This is a genomic window from Mesorhizobium sp. P2_F7 (assembly GCF_056403695.1).
Genome location: NZ_JBFUFA010000015.1, coordinates 21320 through 39958, shown reverse-complemented (window position 1 = coordinate 39958; position 18639 = coordinate 21320). Strand labels below are relative to the sequence as shown.

The 18639-nt window shown below is 63.4% G+C and carries 17 protein-coding genes; 13 read left to right on the top strand and 4 right to left on the bottom strand.

Translation table 11 applies throughout. The features are described 5' to 3' along the window. Window positions 1-70 precede the first annotated feature (70 nt). From dusB to hflX, 8 genes are all read left to right on the top strand, one after another. Entirely contained in the window at window positions 71-1099 is a 1029-nt protein-coding gene (gene dusB, locus AC1DZ8_RS29675) for a tRNA dihydrouridine synthase DusB (protein ID WP_477305445.1), read from the top strand. Further along, on the top strand, window positions 1096-2241 hold the full coding sequence (locus AC1DZ8_RS29670; protein ID WP_477305443.1) for a two-component system sensor histidine kinase NtrB: 1146 nt from the start codon (window positions 1096-1098) through the stop codon (window positions 2239-2241). The genes dusB and AC1DZ8_RS29670 overlap by 4 nt, the downstream gene beginning before the upstream one ends. Further along, window positions 2238-3695, top strand: coding sequence for a nitrogen regulation protein NR(I) (ntrC, locus tag AC1DZ8_RS29665; protein WP_477305441.1), 1458 nt, complete (start codon window positions 2238-2240; stop codon window positions 3693-3695). The genes AC1DZ8_RS29670 and ntrC overlap by 4 nt, the downstream gene beginning before the upstream one ends. 143 nt (window positions 3696-3838) lie before the next feature. Further along, window positions 3839-6127, top strand: a complete 2289-nt coding sequence (locus AC1DZ8_RS29660; RefSeq protein ID WP_477402097.1) for a sensor histidine kinase NtrY-like — start codon at window positions 3839-3841, stop codon at window positions 6125-6127. Then, the gene (gene ntrX / locus AC1DZ8_RS29655) at window positions 6117-7478 is read left to right on the top strand and encodes a nitrogen assimilation response regulator NtrX (protein WP_112561767.1); all 1362 of its coding nucleotides are present in this window, start codon (window positions 6117-6119) and stop codon (window positions 7476-7478) included. Before AC1DZ8_RS29660 ends, ntrX begins: the two co-directional genes overlap by 11 nt. Before the next feature lie 217 nt (window positions 7479-7695). After that, window positions 7696-8556, top strand: a complete 861-nt coding sequence (locus AC1DZ8_RS29650) for a D-amino-acid transaminase (RefSeq protein ID WP_477402095.1) — start codon at window positions 7696-7698, stop codon at window positions 8554-8556. 145 nt (window positions 8557-8701) lie between these two features. Next, the gene (gene hfq, locus AC1DZ8_RS29645; RefSeq protein ID WP_006202172.1) at window positions 8702-8947 is read left to right on the top strand and encodes an RNA chaperone Hfq; all 246 of its coding nucleotides are present in this window, start codon (window positions 8702-8704) and stop codon (window positions 8945-8947) included. Further along, the gene (hflX, locus tag AC1DZ8_RS29640; protein ID WP_477402093.1) at window positions 8948-10339 is read left to right on the top strand and encodes a GTPase HflX; all 1392 of its coding nucleotides are present in this window, start codon (window positions 8948-8950) and stop codon (window positions 10337-10339) included. It begins immediately after the preceding gene. A 6-nt stretch (window positions 10340-10345) separates the two neighbouring features. Here hflX and mazG read toward each other — a convergent pair whose 3' ends face one another. Continuing rightward, complete coding sequence (mazG, locus tag AC1DZ8_RS29635) at window positions 10346-11170, bottom strand: nucleoside triphosphate pyrophosphohydrolase (protein WP_477402126.1); 825 nt, start codon at window positions 11168-11170, stop codon at window positions 10346-10348. Between the two features lie 149 nt (window positions 11171-11319). Next, entirely contained in the window at window positions 11320-12807 is a 1488-nt protein-coding gene (locus AC1DZ8_RS29630) for a winged helix-turn-helix domain-containing tetratricopeptide repeat protein (protein ID WP_477305433.1), read from the bottom strand. A 151-nt stretch (window positions 12808-12958) separates the two neighbouring features. Between AC1DZ8_RS29630 and AC1DZ8_RS29625 the strand changes: the two genes are divergently transcribed. Then, the gene (locus AC1DZ8_RS29625; RefSeq protein ID WP_477305431.1) at window positions 12959-13177 is read left to right on the top strand and encodes a hypothetical protein; all 219 of its coding nucleotides are present in this window, start codon (window positions 12959-12961) and stop codon (window positions 13175-13177) included. A gap of 36 nt (window positions 13178-13213) precedes the next feature. Here the strand turns inward: AC1DZ8_RS29625 and AC1DZ8_RS29620 are convergent, their stop codons facing one another. Then, window positions 13214-14398, bottom strand: a complete 1185-nt coding sequence (locus AC1DZ8_RS29620; RefSeq protein WP_477305429.1) for an amino acid aminotransferase — start codon at window positions 14396-14398, stop codon at window positions 13214-13216. 191 nt (window positions 14399-14589) lie between these two features. Between AC1DZ8_RS29620 and AC1DZ8_RS29615 the strand changes: the two genes are divergently transcribed. Next, a complete protein-coding gene (locus AC1DZ8_RS29615) occupies window positions 14590-15750 on the top strand; it encodes a TIGR03364 family FAD-dependent oxidoreductase (protein ID WP_477305427.1) in 1161 nt (386 codons plus the stop codon). Then, window positions 15750-16562 carry a phosphonoacetaldehyde hydrolase gene (phnX, locus tag AC1DZ8_RS29610; RefSeq protein ID WP_477305425.1) on the top strand — a complete coding sequence of 271 codons (813 nt, stop codon included), beginning with the start codon at window positions 15750-15752 and terminating at the stop codon, window positions 16560-16562. The genes AC1DZ8_RS29615 and phnX overlap by 1 nt, the downstream gene beginning before the upstream one ends. Before the next feature lie 134 nt (window positions 16563-16696). On the opposite strand, the gene AC1DZ8_RS29605 is transcribed toward phnX, so the two are convergent. Further along, the gene (locus tag AC1DZ8_RS29605; RefSeq protein WP_477305423.1) at window positions 16697-17134 is read right to left on the bottom strand and encodes a DUF3592 domain-containing protein; all 438 of its coding nucleotides are present in this window, start codon (window positions 17132-17134) and stop codon (window positions 16697-16699) included. A 175-nt stretch (window positions 17135-17309) separates the two neighbouring features. Here AC1DZ8_RS29605 and AC1DZ8_RS29600 point away from each other — a divergent pair, with 175 nt between their 5' ends. Next, window positions 17310-17843: a sigma-70 family RNA polymerase sigma factor gene (locus AC1DZ8_RS29600; protein ID WP_477305570.1), complete on the top strand. Its 534-nt coding sequence runs from the start codon at window positions 17310-17312 to the stop codon at window positions 17841-17843. Beyond that, window positions 17840-18616 (top strand): anti-sigma factor family protein, encoded by a 777-nt coding sequence (locus tag AC1DZ8_RS29595; protein WP_477305421.1) that lies wholly within the window; start codon window positions 17840-17842, stop codon window positions 18614-18616. Before AC1DZ8_RS29600 ends, AC1DZ8_RS29595 begins: the two co-directional genes overlap by 4 nt. Window positions 18617-18639 lie beyond the last annotated feature (23 nt).

Genomic DNA, 18639 nt, shown 5'->3' with positions numbered 1-18639 from the left:
TTGCGCGTTGCACAATGCCTTTCTTATGGCTAGAGAATGTGCAGTAATCCGATATGCTTGGTTTTTGTGCATGCCTGAAGTGACCAAATTGGCTTTGCCGCTCGATGTCGGCGGCGTGACGATACGCAATCGCGTCTTCCTCGCGCCGATGTCGGGAATAACGGACGAGCCGTTCCGGCAGCGCGCCTACGCGCATGGCGCAGGCCTGGTCGTGTCGGAAATGGTGGCGAGCGGCGAGCTTGCCAAAGGCAGGGCCGGCTGCGACTTGCGCATTCGTCATTCCGGGCTGCCTGTCCATATGGTTCAGCTTGCCGGCCGCGAGGCTGTGCACATGGCCGAGGGCGCGCGCATCGCCGCCGGCGAGGGCGCCGACATCATCGACATCAATATGGGCTGCCCGGCCAAGAAGGTGACCGGCGGCTATGCCGGCTCGGCGCTGATGCGCAATCTCGACCACGCACTGTCACTGATCGAGGCGGTGGTCGGCGCGGTCCAGGTGCCGGTCACGGTCAAGATGCGGCTCGGTTGGGACGAGAATGCGCTGAACGCGCCGGCTCTGGCGCACCGCGCCGAAGAGGCCGGCGTCAAAATGGTGACCGTGCATGGCCGCACGCGCTGCCAGTTTTATCAAGGGAAGGCCGACTGGGGCGCGATTGCCCGGATCAAGGACGCTGTCTCGATCCCGGTCGTCGCCAATGGCGATGTCGGTTCGCCGGCGGAGGCTGCCGAGATCCTCGAACAGTCGGGCGCCGATGCGGTGATGATCGGCCGCGCGCATTACGGCGCACCGTGGACGGCAGGCCGTATCGCCTCGACGGCAGCGGGCGAGGCGCCCTCCGGTTTACCGGAAAGCCCGCAAGCCATGGCCGACTACATTGCCGCCCATTACGAGGACATGCTGGCGCTTTACGGCGTCGAAAGCGGCCTGCGCCAGGCGCGCAAGCATCTCGGCTGGTATCTCGACCGCCACGCCGCCGGTGTCACTGACGACCGGCGCAAAGCCATCCTCACCTCGTTCGAGCCTGCCCGCGTCATTGCCCTACTTCGTGAGGTGTTTTCCGGCGAAGGCGAAGCGGCGCCCCTGCGGAGTGCCGCATGAACGCGCCTGCTGCACCGGGCACCGAGATGGCGGATGCCGCCCATATCGTGCTCAACACCATTCGCCGTCCGGTGATCATGGTCGATCCCGATGGGTTCATCACCTACGCCAATGCCGATGCGGAAGATTTCTTCCGCTCCAGCGCCAATATGCTTGCCCGCAACACGCTCTCGAAGCTGATCCCGTTCGGCAGCCCGCTGCTACAGCTGGTCGACCAGGTGCGCGAGCGCCGCGCGCCGGTCAACGAGTACCGGGTCGACGTGTCGTCGCCGCGCCTCGGCATCGAAAAGGTCGTCGATCTCTATGTCGCCCCGGTGCCGGAATTTCCGGGCTCGGTGGTGGTGATGTTCCAGGAACGCTCGATGGCCGACAAGATCGACCGGCAGATGACACATCGCGGTGCGGCGCGTTCGGTCACCGGCCTTGCCGCCATGCTGGCGCATGAGATCAAGAACCCGCTGTCGGGCATACGCGGCGCGGCCCAGTTGCTCGAACTCTCGGCTTCCGACGAGGATCGCGCGCTGACCCGGCTGATCACCGACGAGACCGACCGCATCGTGTCGCTGGTCGACCGCATGGAGGTGTTTTCCGATGAGCGGCCGATCGACCGCTATCCCGTCAACATTCACGTCGTGCTGGATCACGTAAAGGCGATCGCCAAGAACGGTTTTGCCAAAAGAATCAGAATATTGGAGGATTATGATCCATCATTGCCTCCGGTTTTTGCCAACCGCGATCAGTTGATCCAGGTGTTTCTCAACCTGGTCAAGAACGCCGCCGAGGCGATTGGCGGCGACCCGCAAGGCGAGATCGTGCTGTCGACAGCGTTCAGGCCGGGCATTCGCGTTTCCGTGCCGGGAACGCAGGACCGTGTGTCGCTGCCGCTGGAGTTCTGTGTGCGCGACAATGGGTCGGGCGTTTCGGAAGACATCCTGCCGATCCTGTTCGACCCGTTCATCACCACCAAGCCGAACGGCTCGGGGTTAGGCCTGGCGCTGGTGGCGAAAATCGTCGGCGAGCATGGCGGCATCATCGAATGCGATTCGACGCCGCGCGGCACCACCTTCCGCATCCTGATGCCGGCCTGGAAAGAGACACCGATCGACACTGCCGATGATGAAGGCGAAGGAGACCGCAAATGACGGTTCGCGGCAATATTCTCGTCGCCGACGACGATGCGGCCATCCGCACCGTGCTCAACCAGGCGCTGTCGCGCGTCGGCCATGAGGTGCGCGTAACCTCCAACGCCTCGACGCTGTGGCGCTGGGTGGCGGCGGGCGAAGGCGATCTGGTCATCACCGACGTGGTGATGCCGGACGAAAATGCGTTCGACATGCTGCCGCGCATCAAGAAGGCGCGGCCCGAACTGCCGGTCATCGTGATGAGCGCGCAAAACACCTTCATGACGGCGATTCGTGCTTCCGAAACAGGTGCTTATGAGTATCTTCCGAAGCCGTTCGATCTGACTGAACTGCTCAGCATCGTCAATCGGGCGCTGTCCGAGCCGCGGCGACCGAAGATCGATGCGCGGCCGGAAGAGCAGCCTGACGCGATGCCGCTGGTTGGCCGCTCGGCGGCAATGCAGGACATCTACCGCATGCTGGCGCGCATGATGCAGACCGACCTGACGGTGATGATCTCGGGCGAATCCGGTACCGGCAAGGAATTGGTGGCGCGCGCGCTGCACGAATATGGCCGCCGCCGTGGCGGTCCGTTCGTCGCCATCAACATGGCGGCGATCCCGCGCGACCTCATCGAATCGGAACTGTTCGGCCATGAGAAGGGCGCCTTCACCGGCGCCCAGAACCGCTCCACCGGCCGTTTCGAGCAGGCCGAGGGCGGCACGCTGTTCCTCGACGAGATCGGCGACATGCCGATGGAGGCGCAGACGCGGCTGCTGCGCGTGCTGCAGCAGGGCGAATACACCACGGTCGGCGGGCGCACACCGATCAAGACCGATGTGCGCATCGTCGCCGCCACCAACAAGGATTTGCGCACGCTGATCAACCAGGGGCTTTTCCGCGAGGATCTGTTCTATCGCCTGAACGTCGTGCCGCTGCGGCTGCCGGGCTTGCGTGAGAGGTCGGAAGACATTCCCGATCTGGTGCGGCACTTCTTCAAGATCGGCGCCAGCGAAGGCCTGCAGACCAAGCGCATTTCGACCGGCGGCATCGAATTGATGAAGCGCTATCCCTGGCCGGGCAATGTGCGCGAACTGGAAAACCTGGTGCGCCGGCTTGCCGCGCTCTACTCGCAGGACGAAATATCCGCCGAAATCATCGAAGCCGAGCTCAAGACCGGCGAAAGGCCGGTCGTTCCCGGGGGCGGCAATTTGATCCCGGACGACCTGTCCATCGGCCAGGCGGTGGAGCACTTCCTGCAGCGCTACTTCGCCTCTTTCGCCGGCGAATTGCCGCCGGCCGGCCTCTATCAGCGCATCCTGTCCGAGGTCGAATATCCGCTGGTGCTGGCTTCAATGACGGCAACGCGCGGCAACCAGATTAAGGCGGCCGAATTGCTGGGTTTGAACCGCAACACGCTGCGCAAGAAGATTCGCGAATTGGGCGTCAACGTCTACAAATCGTCGAGATCGTGAGCGCGTACCGCCCGAAGTGACGCGTGGTCATCCCCTTTTCAGGGGATCGGCGGCTGAAAGTTTCCCTCGCGGCCACACTTGTTGCATAATCGCCACAATGCGTTGCATACATCCGACGCAATCACTGGCTCTTAGACGGCGACATGGCTTCGCAGGCTCTTACATCAAACGAACCGCTTTTCAGCAGACCCGGCGGAAGGGATGGACGCCGGCTGCTTGCGCTGCCCGGCGTCGTCGCAATAGCCGGTGCGCTGGTTACGGCGGCAATCTCATTTGCAATCCTCGTCGGCGCGACGCCGATCACGCCGGACGCAAACACGACTCTGACGTTGATTGCGGTCAACGCCGGGTTCGTGCTGGCGCTGATCGCCCTGGTCGGCCGCGAGGTGCATCGCATCGTCATGGCGCGCCGGCACGGCAAGGCGGCATCGCGGCTGCATGTGCGCATCGTGGCGATGTTTGCGCTGGTCGCCGCCATCCCCGCCATCATGGTGGCCATCATCGCCTCGATCACGCTCGACATCGGTCTCGACCGCTGGTTCGAAATCCGCACCAAGACGATCGTCAATTCGTCGCTGTCGATCGCCGATGCCTATGTGCAGGAAAATGCTCGCAATCTTCAGGGCACGACGCTGTCGATGGCCTACGATCTCGACGCTTCACGCACGCTTTACGGCCTCGATCGAACCGGCTTTCTCGACCTGATGAACAAGGAAGCCGTGGGCAGGACCTTGGCGCATGCGGCGCTGATCAAGCCGGATGGCTCCTTCGTCATGAGCGCCAAGACCGATACGAATTTCGCCATGCCGGAGCCGCCGGAAGGGGCCGTGGCGGAGGCGGCCGGCGGCAAACCGGTGCTGATCGAGCCGAAGACGCGCAACATCATGGGCGCCATCGTCAAATTGCGGGAGATCGAAGGCCTCTACCTCTACACCATCCGCCTCGTCGATCCCGAAGTGATCAAGGCGCGGCAGATCGTCCAGTCCAACACCGCGGAATATCGCGGCCTGGAAGAAAACAGACGCACCTCTCAGGTGGCGTTCGCTCTACCCTATCTGTCGCTGACGCTGATCATCATCCTGTCGGCCATCTGGACCGGCATAGCGGTGGCCGACCGTCTGGTGCGGCCCATTCGCCAGCTTATCGGCGCGGCTGACGAGGTTGYGACCGGTAATCTCGATGTCGCCGTGCCGGTGCGGCCTTCCGACGGTGATGTCGCGTCGCTTGGCGATACGTTCAACAAGATGCTGCTGGAGCTGAAATCGCAGCGCAACGAGATCCTGTCGGCCAAGGATCTGATCGACGAACGGCGGCGTTTCTCGGAGGCGGTGCTGGCCGGCGTCACCGCCGGCGTCATCGGCGTCGACCCCTACGGCATCGTCACCATCGTCAACAAGTCGGCCGAAACGATGCTGGCCATATCGGCGACGGCAGCGCTCGGGCAGAACCTGTCGGCCGTGCTGCCGCATGTCGGCCGCGTCTTCGAGATCGGCCGCAAATCCGGCAAACCGGTCTATCGCGAGCAGGTCACCTTCTACCGCACCGGCGCCGAGCGGACCTTCAACGTGCAGATCACCATCGAGGCCGGCGACGACGGCTCGGAGGAGAAATCCTACGTGGTGACGGTCGACGACATCACCGATCTGGTCCAGGCGCAGCGCTCCTCGGCCTGGGCGGACGTGGCGCGGCGCATCGCGCATGAAATCAAGAACCCGTTGACGCCAATCCAGCTTTCGGCCGAGCGCATCAAACGCCGTTTCGGCAAGGTCATCACCGAGGACCGCGAGATTTTCGATCAGTGCACCGACACCATCATCCGCCAGGTCGAGGACATCGGCCGCATGGTCGACGAATTCTCCGCTTTCGCCCGCATGCCGAAGCCCGAGATGAAGACGATCGATCTGCGCGAATCGTTGCGCGAGGCGTCGTTCCTGGTCGAAGTCAGCCGTGCCGACATCGCCTTCGAACGCGTATTTGGCAACGAGCCGCTGAAGGGCACGTTCGACAGCCGCCTGATGGCGCAAGCTTTCGGCAACGTCATCAAGAACGCCGCCGAAGCGATTGACGGACTGGAACAAAAGGACGGCTCGCACGGCATAATCCGGATTCAAGCCGCCCGGCAGAATGGCGCGATCAGAATCGACGTCATCGACAATGGCAAAGGCTTGCCGCGCGAGAATCGCCAAAGGCTGCTCGAGCCCTATATGACGACGCGTGAGAAGGGCACCGGGCTCGGTCTCGCCATCGTCAAGAAGATCGTGGAGGACCATGGCGGGCGGCTCGAACTGCACGATGCGCCTGCGGACTTCCACGGTGGACGTGGCGCGATGATCTCGATCATCCTGCCACCCGCTGCCGCAACCGCGCCGCCACGCGGTCAAGGCGAAACTGAACTCGAAAGAGAAACTGAAAAGGTCGGTAATGGCGTCTGATATTCTCATCGTCGATGACGAGGAAGACATCCGTGAACTCGTCGCGGGCATACTGAGCGACGAGGGGCATGAAACCCGTACGGCATTCGATGCCGACAGCGCGCTGGCAGCAATCGCCGACCGTGCGCCGCGGTTGATTTTCCTCGACATCTGGCTGCAGGGCTCGCGCCTGGACGGGCTGGCGCTGCTCGACGAGATCAAGACGATGCATCCGAGCCTGCCGGTGGTGATGATCTCCGGCCACGGCAATATCGAGACGGCGGTGTCCGCCATCCGCCGCGGCGCCTATGATTTTATCGAGAAGCCGTTCAAAGCCGACCGGCTGATCCTGATTGCCGAGCGGGCGCTGGAGACGTCGAAATTGCGGCGCGAGGTCTCCGACCTCAAGCAGCGCAGCGGCGAAACCTTCGACCTGATCGGCATGTCGTCGGCGATGAGCCAATTGCGCCAGACCATCGAGCGCGTCGCGCCGACCAACAGCCGCGTCATGATCATCGGTCCGTCCGGCTCGGGCAAGGAGCTCGCCGCGCGCGCCATCCACACGCTGTCGGCGCGCAAGGGCGCGCCGTTCGTGACGCTGAGTGCGGCCAACATCACGCCCGAACGCATGGAGATCGAGCTCTTCGGCACCGAATCCAACGGCACCGAGCGCAAGGTCGGCGCGCTGGAAGAGGCGCATCGCGGCATCCTGTACATCGACGAAGTCGCCGACATGCCGCGCGAGACGCAAAACAAGATTTTGCGCGTGCTGGTCGAGCAGCAGTTCGAGCGGGTCGGCGGCACTAAGCGGGTCAAGGTCGATGTCCGCATCATTTCCTCGACCTCGCAAAACCTGGAAGCAATGATCGCCGACGGTCGCTTCCGCGAGGACCTCTATCACCGCCTGGCGGTGGTTCCGGTCATGGTGCCGGGGCTGGCCGAGCGGCGCGAGGACATTCCCTACCTCGTCGACAATTTCATGAAGCAGATCGCGCGTCAGGCCGGCATCAAGCCGCGCCGCATCGGCGATGATGCGCTTGCCGTGCTGCAGGCGCACAACTGGCCGGGCAATGTCCGCCAGCTGCGCAACAATGTCGAACGGCTGATGATCCTGGCGCGCGGCGACGATGTCGATTCACCGATCACCGCCGACCTGTTGCCATCCGAGATCGGCGATGTCATGCCGCGTACGCCGAACCAGTCCGACCAGCACATCATGGCGCTGCCGCTGCGCGAAGCCCGCGAACAGTTCGAGAAGGACTATCTGATCGCCCAGATCAACCGGTTCGGCGGCAACATCTCGAAGACGGCGGAATTCATCGGCATGGAGCGCTCCGCGCTGCATCGCAAGCTGAAGTCGCTGGGCGTCTGACGATGCGCTGATGTTCAGGTGAGGCCTGCCTGCGAAAGGCGGCTTCCTGCGCTTCCGGTGCTCACGTACTTTGAGTACGCTCCGCTCCGGTTCTCGGAAGCCACCATTCTCGACCAGGCCTGACCTGAATCTCAACACATCGTGGCCCATACAATTGCCGGTTACGGCGGCGGCGGAATCGCATAGAAAAACAAGGACTTTTCTGAGGGATCACTGAATGCCGCGCATTGCCTATGTGAACGGGCGCTATGTCGCCCATGCCGACGCTGCCGTGCATATCGAGGATCGCGGCTACCAATTCGCCGACGGCGTCTACGAGGTCTGCGAGGTGGCGCAAGGCTACATCGTCGACATGCCGCGCCATCTTGCCCGGCTGAACCGGTCGCTGAGCGAACTGTCGATCGACTGGCCGGTTACCAAGGGCGTGTTGCCGCTTCTGCTGCGCGAGGTTGTGCGGCGTAATCAGGTCGTCAACGGTCTGGTCTATGTCCAGGTGACGCGCGGTGTTGCCAGCCGCGACTTCGTTTTCCCGGCCGACACTCTGTCGTCGCTTGTCATTACGGCCAGAAAAGCCGACCCGGCGGCGGCCGCAAAGCGGGCCGAGACCGGCATCAAGGTGATCACCATACCGGAAAACCGCTGGGACCGGGTCGACATCAAAAGCACCGGCCTGCTGCCCAATGTGCTGGCCAAGCAGAAAGCCAAGGAAGCCGGCGCGCAGGAAGCCTGGTTCGTCGATACCGACGGCAACGTCAAGGAAGGCGGCTCGTCGAATGCCTGGATCGTGACCCGGGACGGCGTTCTGGTGACCCGGCCGGCCGAGCACGGCATCCTGCGCGGCATCACCCGCACCACCATGTTCGAGGTGGCGGCCAAGCTTGGTTTGAAGATCGAGGAGCGCGGGTTTTCGGTCGCCGAGGCCAAGGCGGCGCGCGAAGCTTTCATCAGTTCGGCGACGACAATAGCCATGCCGGTGGTGGCAATCGACGGCGCCGCCGTCGCCAATGGCCACCCCGGCTCAATAACACTTTCATTGCGGCAAGCCTTTTTTGACGTTGCGGAAAAAAGTCCAGCCTGATAACCGCACAGACGGACTGCACATCAATATATCTCGTTCTGGTTGTCGTTACTGACGGCAAGGGGGTGTTTGCAAGCTTGACATGTGCCCGCTAATTTGGCGCATTGGCCTGCAAACCGAAGGGGATCGGCGAAAGACAAGAACAATGGCGGAACGATCGCAAAACCTTCAGGACCTGTTCCTGAATTCTGTTCGCAAGAGCAAAAACCCACTCACCATCTTTCTCATCAACGGCGTCAAGCTGACCGGCGTGGTCACTTCCTTCGACAATTTCTGTGTTCTGCTGCGCCGCGACGGCCACTCCCAGCTCGTCTACAAGCATGCCATTTCCACGATCATGCCGAGCCAGCCGGTTCAGATGTTCGATGGCGAGGAAAGCCAGGGCGCCTGATTGGCACGTGAGAAAGACGCGGACCGCAGCGTCCGCGGGAAACCAGCGCATCACCCCGGGACGGAAGCCAATGGTCCGACCCGGGCGGTTGTCATTGTGCCGGTGCTTACCCGGCATCAGCGCAGCGATGACGAAACAAACCGTCCACGGCTGACGCGTTCGGCCGACGCCCGCCATGACGAAGCTGTCGGCCTTGCCCGCGCCATCAACCTTGATCTGATCCACACGGCGGTGGTGACCGTCAATGATCCACGCCCGGCAACCCTGCTCGGCAGCGGCAAGGTCGCGGAGTTTGCCGAGATCGTCAAAGAGGGTCACGCCGAGGTGGTCATCGTCGACCATCCGCTGACGCCGGTGCAGCAGCGCAATCTCGAGAAGGAATTCAACGCCAAGGTGCTGGACCGCACCGGGCTGATCCTGGAAATCTTTGGCGAACGCGCGCGGACCAAAGAAGGCACACTGCAGGTCGAGCTTGCCCATCTCAACTACCAGAAGGGCCGCCTGGTGCGGAGCTGGACCCACCTTGAACGCCAGCGCGGCGGTGCCGGCTTCCTCGGCGGCCCCGGCGAAACCCAGATCGAGTCGGACCGGCGGCAGTTGCAGGAAAAGATCATCAAGCTCAAGCATGAGCTGGAAACGGTGCGCCGCACTCGCGACCTGCACCGCGCCAAGCGCAAGAAGGTGCCGTTCCCGGTTGTGGCGATCGTCGGCTACACCAATGCCGGCAAGTCGACGCTGTTCAACCGGCTGACCGGGGCGGACGTTCTGGCCGAAGACATGCTGTTTGCCACGCTTGACCCGACGCTGCGCCGCGTGCGGCTGCCGCACGGCACGCCGATCATCCTGTCGGACACGGTCGGCTTCATTTCCGACCTGCCGACGCATCTGGTCGCCGCCTTCCGCGCCACGCTGGAAGAGGTGGTCGAGGCGGACCTGGTCATCCATCTGCGCGACATCTCGGATCCGGACACCGCTGCGCAGGCCGAGGACGTCGAACGCATCCTGGCCGATCTCGGCGTCGACGCCGGCGATGCCAAGCGGGTCATCGAGGTGTGGAACAAGGTCGACCTGCTCGACGACGGCAACCGGGAGCGGCTGCTTGCCGACGGCACCGATGCCAACAAGGCGCCGCCGATCGCCATCTCAGCCATCACCGGCGAAGGCATCGATGCCCTGAAGGCGCTGATCGAGACCAGGATGTCGGGCGAGCTGGAAGAGCTGACGGTGACGATCGAGCCGGCGCAGTTCGGTCTCGTCGACTGGCTCTACCGCAATGGCGACATCGTTTCGCGCGCCGATAACGAAGATGGCAGCACGACCATAGCGCTCAAGGCAACGCACACCGCCCGGCAAGAGATCGAAAGCCGATTGCACCGTAAAAACAAGGCATAAGCCTGCTTATTTCTTGCATTTGGCCTGCTGCCAGAGCGCTTCCATTTCGTCCAGCGTGGCCTTTTCCAGGGTGCTTCCCGACGCATCGATTGCGCGCTCGACATAGTGGAAGCGCGAGCGGAATTTTTCGTTGGTGCCGCTGAGTGCTGCTTCCGAATCGAGCTTGAGGTGACGCCCCAGATTGACGACGGCAAATAGCATGTCGCCGAATTCGTCCTTGATCTCGGCTGTTTCGCCCTTGGCCAGCGCCTCGCGCAACTCGCCGATCTCCTCCTCGATCTTGTCGAGGATCGGGGCCGCCTCGCTCCAGTCGAAGCCGACCCGGGCTGCCTTTTCTTGAAGCTTCAAGGCGCGCGTCAGAGCGGGCAGGGCGACCGGCACGCTGTCCAGGAACCCCGTGCCATTGTCTTCTGGGTCGAGGCCGCGGGCGAGGCGGGCGCTTCGCTTTTCCGCCTTCTCCTCAGCCTTGATCTTTTCCCACATGCCCTTGGCCATGCCGGCACTGCGCGCCTCTTCGTCGCCGAAGACATGCGGATGGCGGCGGATCATCTTGGTGGTGATGGCCTCAACCACATCGCCGAAGGCGAAGTCGCCAGTCTCCTGCGCCATCTGCGCGTGGTAGACGACCTGCAGCAGGAGGTCGCCGAGTTCATCGCGCAGATCGTCGAGGTCGCCGCGCGCGATAGCGTCGGCCACTTCGTAAGCTTCCTCGATCGTATAGGGCGCGATGGTCGAGAAGTCCTGCTCGATGTCCCAGGGACAGCCGGTCTTCGGCGCTCTGAGTGCTGCCATGATTTCGATCAACCGGGAAATGTCGCGCGAAGGTTTCATGGCCGGGATGCTATCGTGCATGTGGCTGGCCGGCCAATGCCGTCGGTCGGCGAGGGGAGATTGTCCACAGGTGGCGGCGCGGAACCAGCCACGCTGCGAAGGTCGGTTGACCAGAGCGGGGACTTCTCGCCGCCGGGTCGTGGTGAAGCTTATCCTTCGCTGTCAACGCGCTGCAGGATCGCGCGATAACGGGTGCAAACGGCGGCGTCCCTGTAGTAATCGACTTCCGCGTCAACGATCTCGTCAAGGCGTAGTCCGGGATAGTGCGCTTTGACGTTTGCCAGGACGTCTTGCGCTTGCTTCATTTCGCCGAGTTCAAAATGGCAAACGACAAGACGAACGAGTGACCACCGCGGTACATCAGCCATTTTCGCGTAGCAGGCAATTGCTTCGCCATATCGTCCAGCAGTCGTCAGGATGATGCCGCGAAAGTCGTCATACCATCCCACAGCGTATGGGTCGCGGCGCTGGGCTTCGGTTATTTCAACAAGCGCCTCATCCGGCCTGTCCGTGTAGTTGAGGAAAAGCGCACGGATACTGAGAATGAACGGATCGTTCGGATTGAGGGCGATTGCACGGTCAAGACTGATTTCAGCCTGCCTGAATTGGCGCAAGTACAAGTGAGCAAAGCTGCTGGCGAGATGGCCGTACGCCTCGTCGGGGTCGAGCTGCAACGCGGTCTTTGCCATTTCCAGCGCGGGACGCAGAGAAGCTGGATCGTAGAAGACCCAGAAGAACTTGAGGGTCTCGACAACGCCGAGCATGGCGTGGGCAGCAGCAAACTGCGGGTCGAGCTTTACCGCCTGGTGCAGAAACGGTTCCGCTTCGTGTGCGGCTTCATAGACTGCCGCCAGTTGCAGGGCTCGCAAGTAGAACTCATAAGCCGACATGTTGTCCGTCGGCCGCGCCCTGGCGCGTGACGCAATCGCGGTTCTGGTCTGTCTTGCCAGACGCGTCGCAATCATCTGGGTGATTTCGTCCTGGATGGCGAAAATGTCGTCGAGGTCGCGGTCGTAGTGCTCGCCCCAGATGTGAGCCGTTGAAGAAGCGTCAATCAACTGCACGGTCACCCGCACCCGGTTACCGATCTTGCGCACGCTGCCTTCCACGACGTACTGCACGCCAAGTTTCTTTGCCACCTCGGCCAGATCATTCGCCTTGCCGCGGAACCGGAAGGAGGAATTCCGTGCGATGACCAGAAACTCCTTGAACTTGCCAAGCTCGGCGATGATATCTTCGGTAATCCCGTCGCTGAAATAGTCCTGTTCCGGGTCGCCGCTCATATTGTCGAAGGGAAGTATGACGATGGACGGTCGCGACGGCGCCGTAGCCTCGGCCGTAGCCGCGAAGGGCTTGGGGCCGGCATATTTATAGCCGCGGCCATGCACGGTTACGATCATTTCGGCCGGCAGCAGTTTTCGCAGCGCCGAAATGTGGACCTGCAGCGTGTTCTCCTCCACCACCAAGCCGGGCCAGACCGCATCGAAGAGTTCGGTCTTGCTGATCACGTCGTCGGGCCTCTCCAGCAACATTGTGAGAATGTCGAAAGATCGCCCCGAAAGCTCCACCGGCCCATTGGGGCCTAGCAGCAGCCTTTCGGTGCGTTTCAGGTGATAGTTCCCGAACTCCAAGTCCATTTGCCAAGAACCCGTCCCTCGGGGGCGAGGATAACTCAGGACGGTTCTGAAGGCGAACTTCAGGGCTGTTCAGATATGGTCAGGATTATTCAGGCCCGAGCCAAGGACCTGAGTGGGAAGGGCTGTCATTCTCATGGTCAAGGAGGACACCATGACCGACATCTCCACCACCGCCGCGATCACCCTCCGCAGCCTTAGCCGGTTACGGCCAAGCTTTCCGAGGTTCGAAATCGGCGCATCGCTTGCCGCCATATCCAGCGTGGTGGGAGATGCACTCAAAATGGCATACGTTGGCGCCTACGCCAGTCGCCGTCGCCAGCCGGAGGTCGCCCCGGACGACGACCTTGAGGGTCGGGATCCCACCTGGTGAGCGGCGGAACCCGTTTCACACTTTTCGGGAATTGCTCTAGTCGAGCACCGAGACAACCGCCTTGGCGAGAGCGTCCATGCCGTCTTCGGGCAGGCCGGCGACGTTGATGCGGCTGTCGCCAACCATGTAGACGCCGTATTCGGCCCGCAGCCGTTCGACCTGCGCCTCGGTGAGGCCAAGCCTTGAAAACATGCCGCGGTGGCTGGCGACGAAATCGAAACGGTCGGAATTGGACTGCCGGCGCAGCGCATCGGCAAACTGGACGCGCAGTCTCAGCATGCGCAGGCGCATCTCCTCGAGTTCCGCCTCCCAGTCGGCGCGAAGGCCATCGTCTTCCAGCACCATGCGCACGGCGGCCGCACCATGGTCCGGCGGCATGGAATACATGGCGCGCGCCGCCGCCAGCATCTGGCTCATCGCCACATCGGCCTCGGCGCTGTTCCTGGCCAGGATCATCGCCGCGCCGACACGATCACGGTAGACGGCAAAGTTCTTCGAACAGCTCGAGGCAACGACCATTTCGGGCACCTTGGAGGCCAGCAGGCGCAGACCGGCGGCGTCGGCATCCAGGCCTTCGCCAAAGCCCTGATAGGCAATGTCGACAAAGGGCAACAGCCCGCGCTCGACCACAAGGTCGGTGACCTTGGCCCACTGGGCGGCATCGAGATTCGCGCCGGTCGGGTTGTGACAGCAGCCATGCAGCAGCACGATGTCGCCGGCCTCGGCCGTACCCAGCGCCGCCAGCATGTCGTCGAAGCGCACCGCGCCGGACGCGGCATCGAAATAGGGATAGTCGCGCACCTTGAGCCCGGCTCCGCGCATCACCGGCGGGTGGTTCGGCCAGGTCGGATCCGACAGCCAGACGGTTGCGCCGGGGCGCGTCCGGCTAAGCAGCTCCGCCACCAGCCGCAGCGCGCCGGAACCGCCCGGCGCTTGCGCAGCGCGGATGCGCGTCATGTCGGCGGCGGGGCCGAAGGCCAGCTTGACCATAGCCGTGTTGAAGCCGGTGTCGCCGGGAAGGCCGAGATAGGTCTTGGTGTCCTGGCCCTGCAGCAGCCGCTTCTCGGCCTCGCGCAAGGCGCGCATGACCGGTGTCTTGCCGTCGCGGTCCTTGTAGACGCCGACGCCGAGGTCGATCTTGTCGGGCCGCGGATCGGCGCGATAGAGGCCGATCAGGGCGATGATCTTGTCGGCGGGAGCAGGCTGCAGGGTTTCGAACATGGGGAGCGGTTTCCGGTGGCGGCGGATTGATACGCAAATCGGCCGGGCTCCGCCAGCGCTTTCCTATGCACCAGACGGAAAGCCGGGCGAAGACCGTCGGCGGCGGCGGAATCCCGCTTACACGTTCCTGTCACATGGGCGTAGTTTGAATAGCTTAGCCGGGACGGACAAAGCGTTGCGGCGAAAGGACAATGATAAGCCAGCAAGACAAATTCGATCTCGCCATTGTCGGCGCCGGTATTGTCGGTCTTGCGCATGCGCTCGCTGCCGTCCGCCGCGGCCTTTCCGTCGTCGTCATCGACCGTGACGCGCAGGCCAACGGCGCCTCGGTACGCAATTTCGGCTTCGTCACGGTGAGCGGCCAGGAACGGGGCAAGGTGTGGCGGCGCGCCATGCGCTCCCGCGACATCTGGCTGGAAGTGGCCGGACCGGCCGGCATCGACATCATCCAGCGCGGCACGGTCGTCGTCGCGCGTCGCCCCGAGGCGCGCAGCGTGGTCGAAGCGTTCCTGCGGACCGAGATGGGCGAGGGATGTTCGCTGCTCGAACCAGACGATTTGCACCGCCAATACCCACAGCTTGCCGGGCAGGACTTTGCCGGCGCGCTGTGGAGTTCGCACGAGGTGCGCGTCGAGTCACGCCAGGCGATCCCGCAGCTTGCTGCCTTCCTTGCCGAACGGCACGGCGTCGAGTTCCGGCGTGAAACGGCGGTGCGGGGAATCGAGCCTCCAGTTATCGAGACCAGCCGTGGCAAAATCCACGCCGACAAGGTGGTTGTCTGCCCCGGCGACGATCTGGCGACGCTCTATCCCGAGCGCATTGCGCTCTACGGAGTCAGGCGCTGCAAATTGCAGATGATGCGGCTTGCCGATCCAGGTTTCAGGCTTCCGTCTCCGGTGATGTCCGATCTCGGGCTGGCGCGCTATTCCGGCTTCGGGGCCCTGCCTGAGGCCACAGCCTTGCGGCGGCAGCTCGAGAGCGATCAACAGCACGCGCTGGACAATGGCGTGCACCTGATCGTCGTGCAGAGCGCCGACGGCACGCTGGTGGTCGGCGATTCGCATCACTACGCAGCAACACCCGATCCGTTCGCCTCGGAGCGGGTCGACGAGATCATCCTGGAAGAATTCAGCGCCGTCTTCGGCGGCCCGCCGCCGCGGGTTTTGGAACGCTGGACCGGCATCTATGCCTCGGCCGCCGACCGCACGATGTTTGCCGACGCGCCGCAGGAGAATGTGCGCATGGTGATGATTACCAGCGGCACCGGCGCCTCGACGTCGTTCGCCATCGCCGAAGAGGTGATCGGCGATCTCTTCGGTTCAACCACGGCAGACGCCAGAAAGATCGCCTGATGACCCCCCAGCACCTGCTTCGCGCCGTCGTTTTCGACTGGGCCGGCACCGTCGTCGATCATGGCTCGCTGGCGCCGATGGGGGTCTTCGTCGAAGCGTTCCAGGAATTCGGCGTCGCCATCAGCATCGAGGAGGCGCGCGGACCGATGGGCATGGCCAAGCGCCCGCACATTGCCGCGCTGATGGCGCTACCGAGGATCTCGGCCGCCTGGGCCAAGCAGCACGGGCATGTGCCGACCGAGGCCGACATCGACGCCGTCTACAACGTGTTCGAGCCGAAGAACCGGGCGGTGGCGGCGCGCTTTTCCGATGTCATTCCAGGTGTCGCCGATGTGGTCGCCACGCTGCGAGCGCACGGCCTCAAGATCGGCTCGACCACCGGCTACACGCGCGACATCATGGCCGAAATCCTGCCGGGGGCGGCAGCGCACGGTTTTGCCCCGGATTGCCTGGTCTGCACCGGCGATACGCCGGACGGCAGGCCGACGCCGTTCATGCTGTGGAAGGCGCTGACCGAACTCGGCGTCTATCCGCCATGGCTCAGCGTCAAGGTCGACGACACCGAGGTCGGCATCTCCGAAGGCATCAATGCCGGCGCCTGGACGGTCGGCGTGTCGGTCACCGGCAATGTCTTCGGCCACTCACTGGCCGAAACGCAGGCAATGGCGCCGGAAGTGTTTCGCAGAAAGCGCGCCGAGGCCTCGGCCAGGCTCAGCGCCGCCGGTGCGCACTATGTCGTCAACGGGGTTGCCGATCTGCTGCCGGTGGTTGCCGTAATCGAGGGCAGGCTGCGGCGCGGCGAGCGACCCTGAGGGCGCCAAGCGATCAATGCGTTGCCAGCGGCTTGATGCGGATCCCTTTAGCGGCCTGATGCGGATCCCTTTTCCCGCGGCTCCCCCTCGATGCTGTGCGACGGGCGCGGTGCGCCCCTCTGACAGAAAGGCGGTTATGGCCTTGAATTCGTGATGATCCGCCGCGTGAGGACCCGTCCGAGAACGATGAGCACGATGCCGATCAGCAGGAAGATGCCGCCGAACAGGCCGGCCAGGCCCGAGAGAAACCAGCGCCCGGCAAAGCTGTCGACGGAGGCATTTTGCGGATTGGTTGGATCGTAGGCGACAGGGACGCTGTCGCCATCGCCCCATGACGAGCTGTGGACGGAATTGGTGAAGCTTATGACGGTGCCGTCACCGGTCGAGAATTCGATGAGCGGATAATATTCTGCGGCGACGATCTTGCCCGCCGCCGAAGCCGTGCGGGGGCCGTACATTTCCATGATCGTCAACACGCCGGAAACGACAAACGCGACGATGCCAAGGATGATGAACACCCTGCCGACGATCGGCAGGGCCGCCGCACCCGTCACACGTCCCCCACCGACCATCTTTTGCTCCTCTGGAAAGACAGGAAGGCTAAGCCAACAGCATAAGGCAAACATCTGCCGCGCGGGAGATAGGCGTTGCGAGGCAGACTTATGACTGCATGATACCTATTGTGGCGGCGCAAAATGTTTTTGGCGGGCGCGGGATTAAAATCCCCACATGCTCCGTACACAGGGCATGAAACGATCGATGCCACGCTTCGATATAGTTGGACAGCTGGGTTCGCTCAGGCGCTATGCACGGTCGCTGACGCGCGACAGTGCTGATGCCGAGGACCTGGTGCATGACGCGCTGGTGCGCGCCTATGAACGGCGCGGCACATTCCGCTCCGGCGGCAATCTGCGGGCATGGCTGCTGTCGATCGTCCACAACGCCTTCATCGACAAGATGCGCTCGCGCCGCTCGGAAGCGGCGCGCGTCGAGCAGGCTGGTTATCTCACTGCCACCAGCACGCCGGCGCCGCAGGAACATTCCGTGCGGCTAACGCAGGTGCGCGAGGCCTTTTTCAGCCTGCCCGAAGAACAGCGCTCGGCGCTGCATCTGGTCGCCATCGAGGGCCTTTCCTACCAAGAGGCTGCCGATGCCAGCGGGGTGCCGCTGGGCACGCTGATGTCGCGCATCGGTAGGGCGCGCGCCGCGCTGCGCGAGATGGAAAGCGCTGCCCCTGCGCCGGCCAAGAACCATCTGAGGATCGTGGGAGACCCGTCATGACCGATCTGTTGCGGGACCCAGTGACCGATACCGACCTCGACGCCTATGTCGACGACCAGCTGGATGTTGCGCGCCGCATCGAGGTCGAAGCGTTTCTGTCGGCTCGTCCGGAAGCGGCGGCGCGGGTGATGTCCGATTTGCGGACACGCGACGAATTGCGCCTGGCGCTGGCCGCGTCCACCGGGATGGCACGGCCGGCGACGACGGAAGTCGCGCGCCGGTTGGGCAGGGGGCTGGCCAGCCGCCGCGTCTTAGCCGTGCTGCAGCGGGCGGCCGCGGTCGCCGTCTTCGTCGCCGCCGGCTGGCTGGCAAACGGCCTGTTCGGGCCGCTGCTTGTGACCAAGGTCGTGGCCTCGCCGACACCGCCGGCCTATGTCGAAGAGGCCATCCAGGCGCACAGGACGACGCTCATGCGCGAGGCGATGCCCTCGCAGCTCGAGGCGCCCAACTACAATGCCGACGAAATCCGCGCGGCGACCGCCATCGTCATGCCGTCGCTGCCCAAGGACTGGACGGTCCGCGACGTGCAGATCTATCCCTCGCGCTTCGGGCCGAGCGTCGAGGTGGCGCTGGAGACGAAGGATATGGGGCTGGTCTCGCTGTTTGCGATCCGTCCCGGAACCTTCGACGTGGTCAAGCCGGCAATAGCGCCCTCGGGCGATATTTCCTCGGCCTATTTCCAGATCGGCGAGGTCGCCTACGCGGTCGTTGCGCGCAGCGATGTCCGTGACCTCGACCGCGCCGCCGAGACGCTCGCCAAAACGCTTTACTAAAGACCTCATACAAGGAGAACCCG

Bases quoted from the DNA above. Each gene is read 5' to 3' on its own strand.
- ntrC (WP_477305441.1), top strand. From the start codon at position 2,238: ATGACGGTTCGCGGCAATATTCTCGTCGCCGACGACGATGCGGCCATC.
- AC1DZ8_RS29620 (WP_477305429.1), bottom strand. From the start codon at position 14,398: ATGTTCGAAACCCTGCAGCCTGCTCCCGCCGACAAGATCATCGCCCTG.
- dusB (WP_477305445.1), top strand. From the start codon at position 71: ATGCCTGAAGTGACCAAATTGGCTTTGCCGCTCGATGTCGGCGGCGTG.
- AC1DZ8_RS29630 (WP_477305433.1), bottom strand. From the start codon at position 12,807: ATGGACTTGGAGTTCGGGAACTATCACCTGAAACGCACCGAAAGGCTG.
- phnX (WP_477305425.1), top strand. From the start codon at position 15,750: ATGACCCCCCAGCACCTGCTTCGCGCCGTCGTTTTCGACTGGGCCGGC.
- AC1DZ8_RS29670 (WP_477305443.1), top strand. From the start codon at position 1,096: ATGAACGCGCCTGCTGCACCGGGCACCGAGATGGCGGATGCCGCCCAT.
- AC1DZ8_RS29600 (WP_477305570.1), top strand. From the start codon at position 17,310: ATGAAACGATCGATGCCACGCTTCGATATAGTTGGACAGCTGGGTTCG.
- ntrX (WP_112561767.1), top strand. From the start codon at position 6,117: ATGGCGTCTGATATTCTCATCGTCGATGACGAGGAAGACATCCGTGAA.
- AC1DZ8_RS29595 (WP_477305421.1), top strand. From the start codon at position 17,840: ATGACCGATCTGTTGCGGGACCCAGTGACCGATACCGACCTCGACGCC.
- AC1DZ8_RS29605 (WP_477305423.1), bottom strand. From the start codon at position 17,134: ATGGTCGGTGGGGGACGTGTGACGGGTGCGGCGGCCCTGCCGATCGTC.
- AC1DZ8_RS29615 (WP_477305427.1), top strand. From the start codon at position 14,590: ATGATAAGCCAGCAAGACAAATTCGATCTCGCCATTGTCGGCGCCGGT.
- AC1DZ8_RS29650 (WP_477402095.1), top strand. From the start codon at position 7,696: ATGCCGCGCATTGCCTATGTGAACGGGCGCTATGTCGCCCATGCCGAC.
- AC1DZ8_RS29625 (WP_477305431.1), top strand. From the start codon at position 12,959: ATGACCGACATCTCCACCACCGCCGCGATCACCCTCCGCAGCCTTAGC.
- hfq (WP_006202172.1), top strand. From the start codon at position 8,702: ATGGCGGAACGATCGCAAAACCTTCAGGACCTGTTCCTGAATTCTGTT.
- mazG (WP_477402126.1), bottom strand. From the start codon at position 11,170: ATGAAACCTTCGCGCGACATTTCCCGGTTGATCGAAATCATGGCAGCA.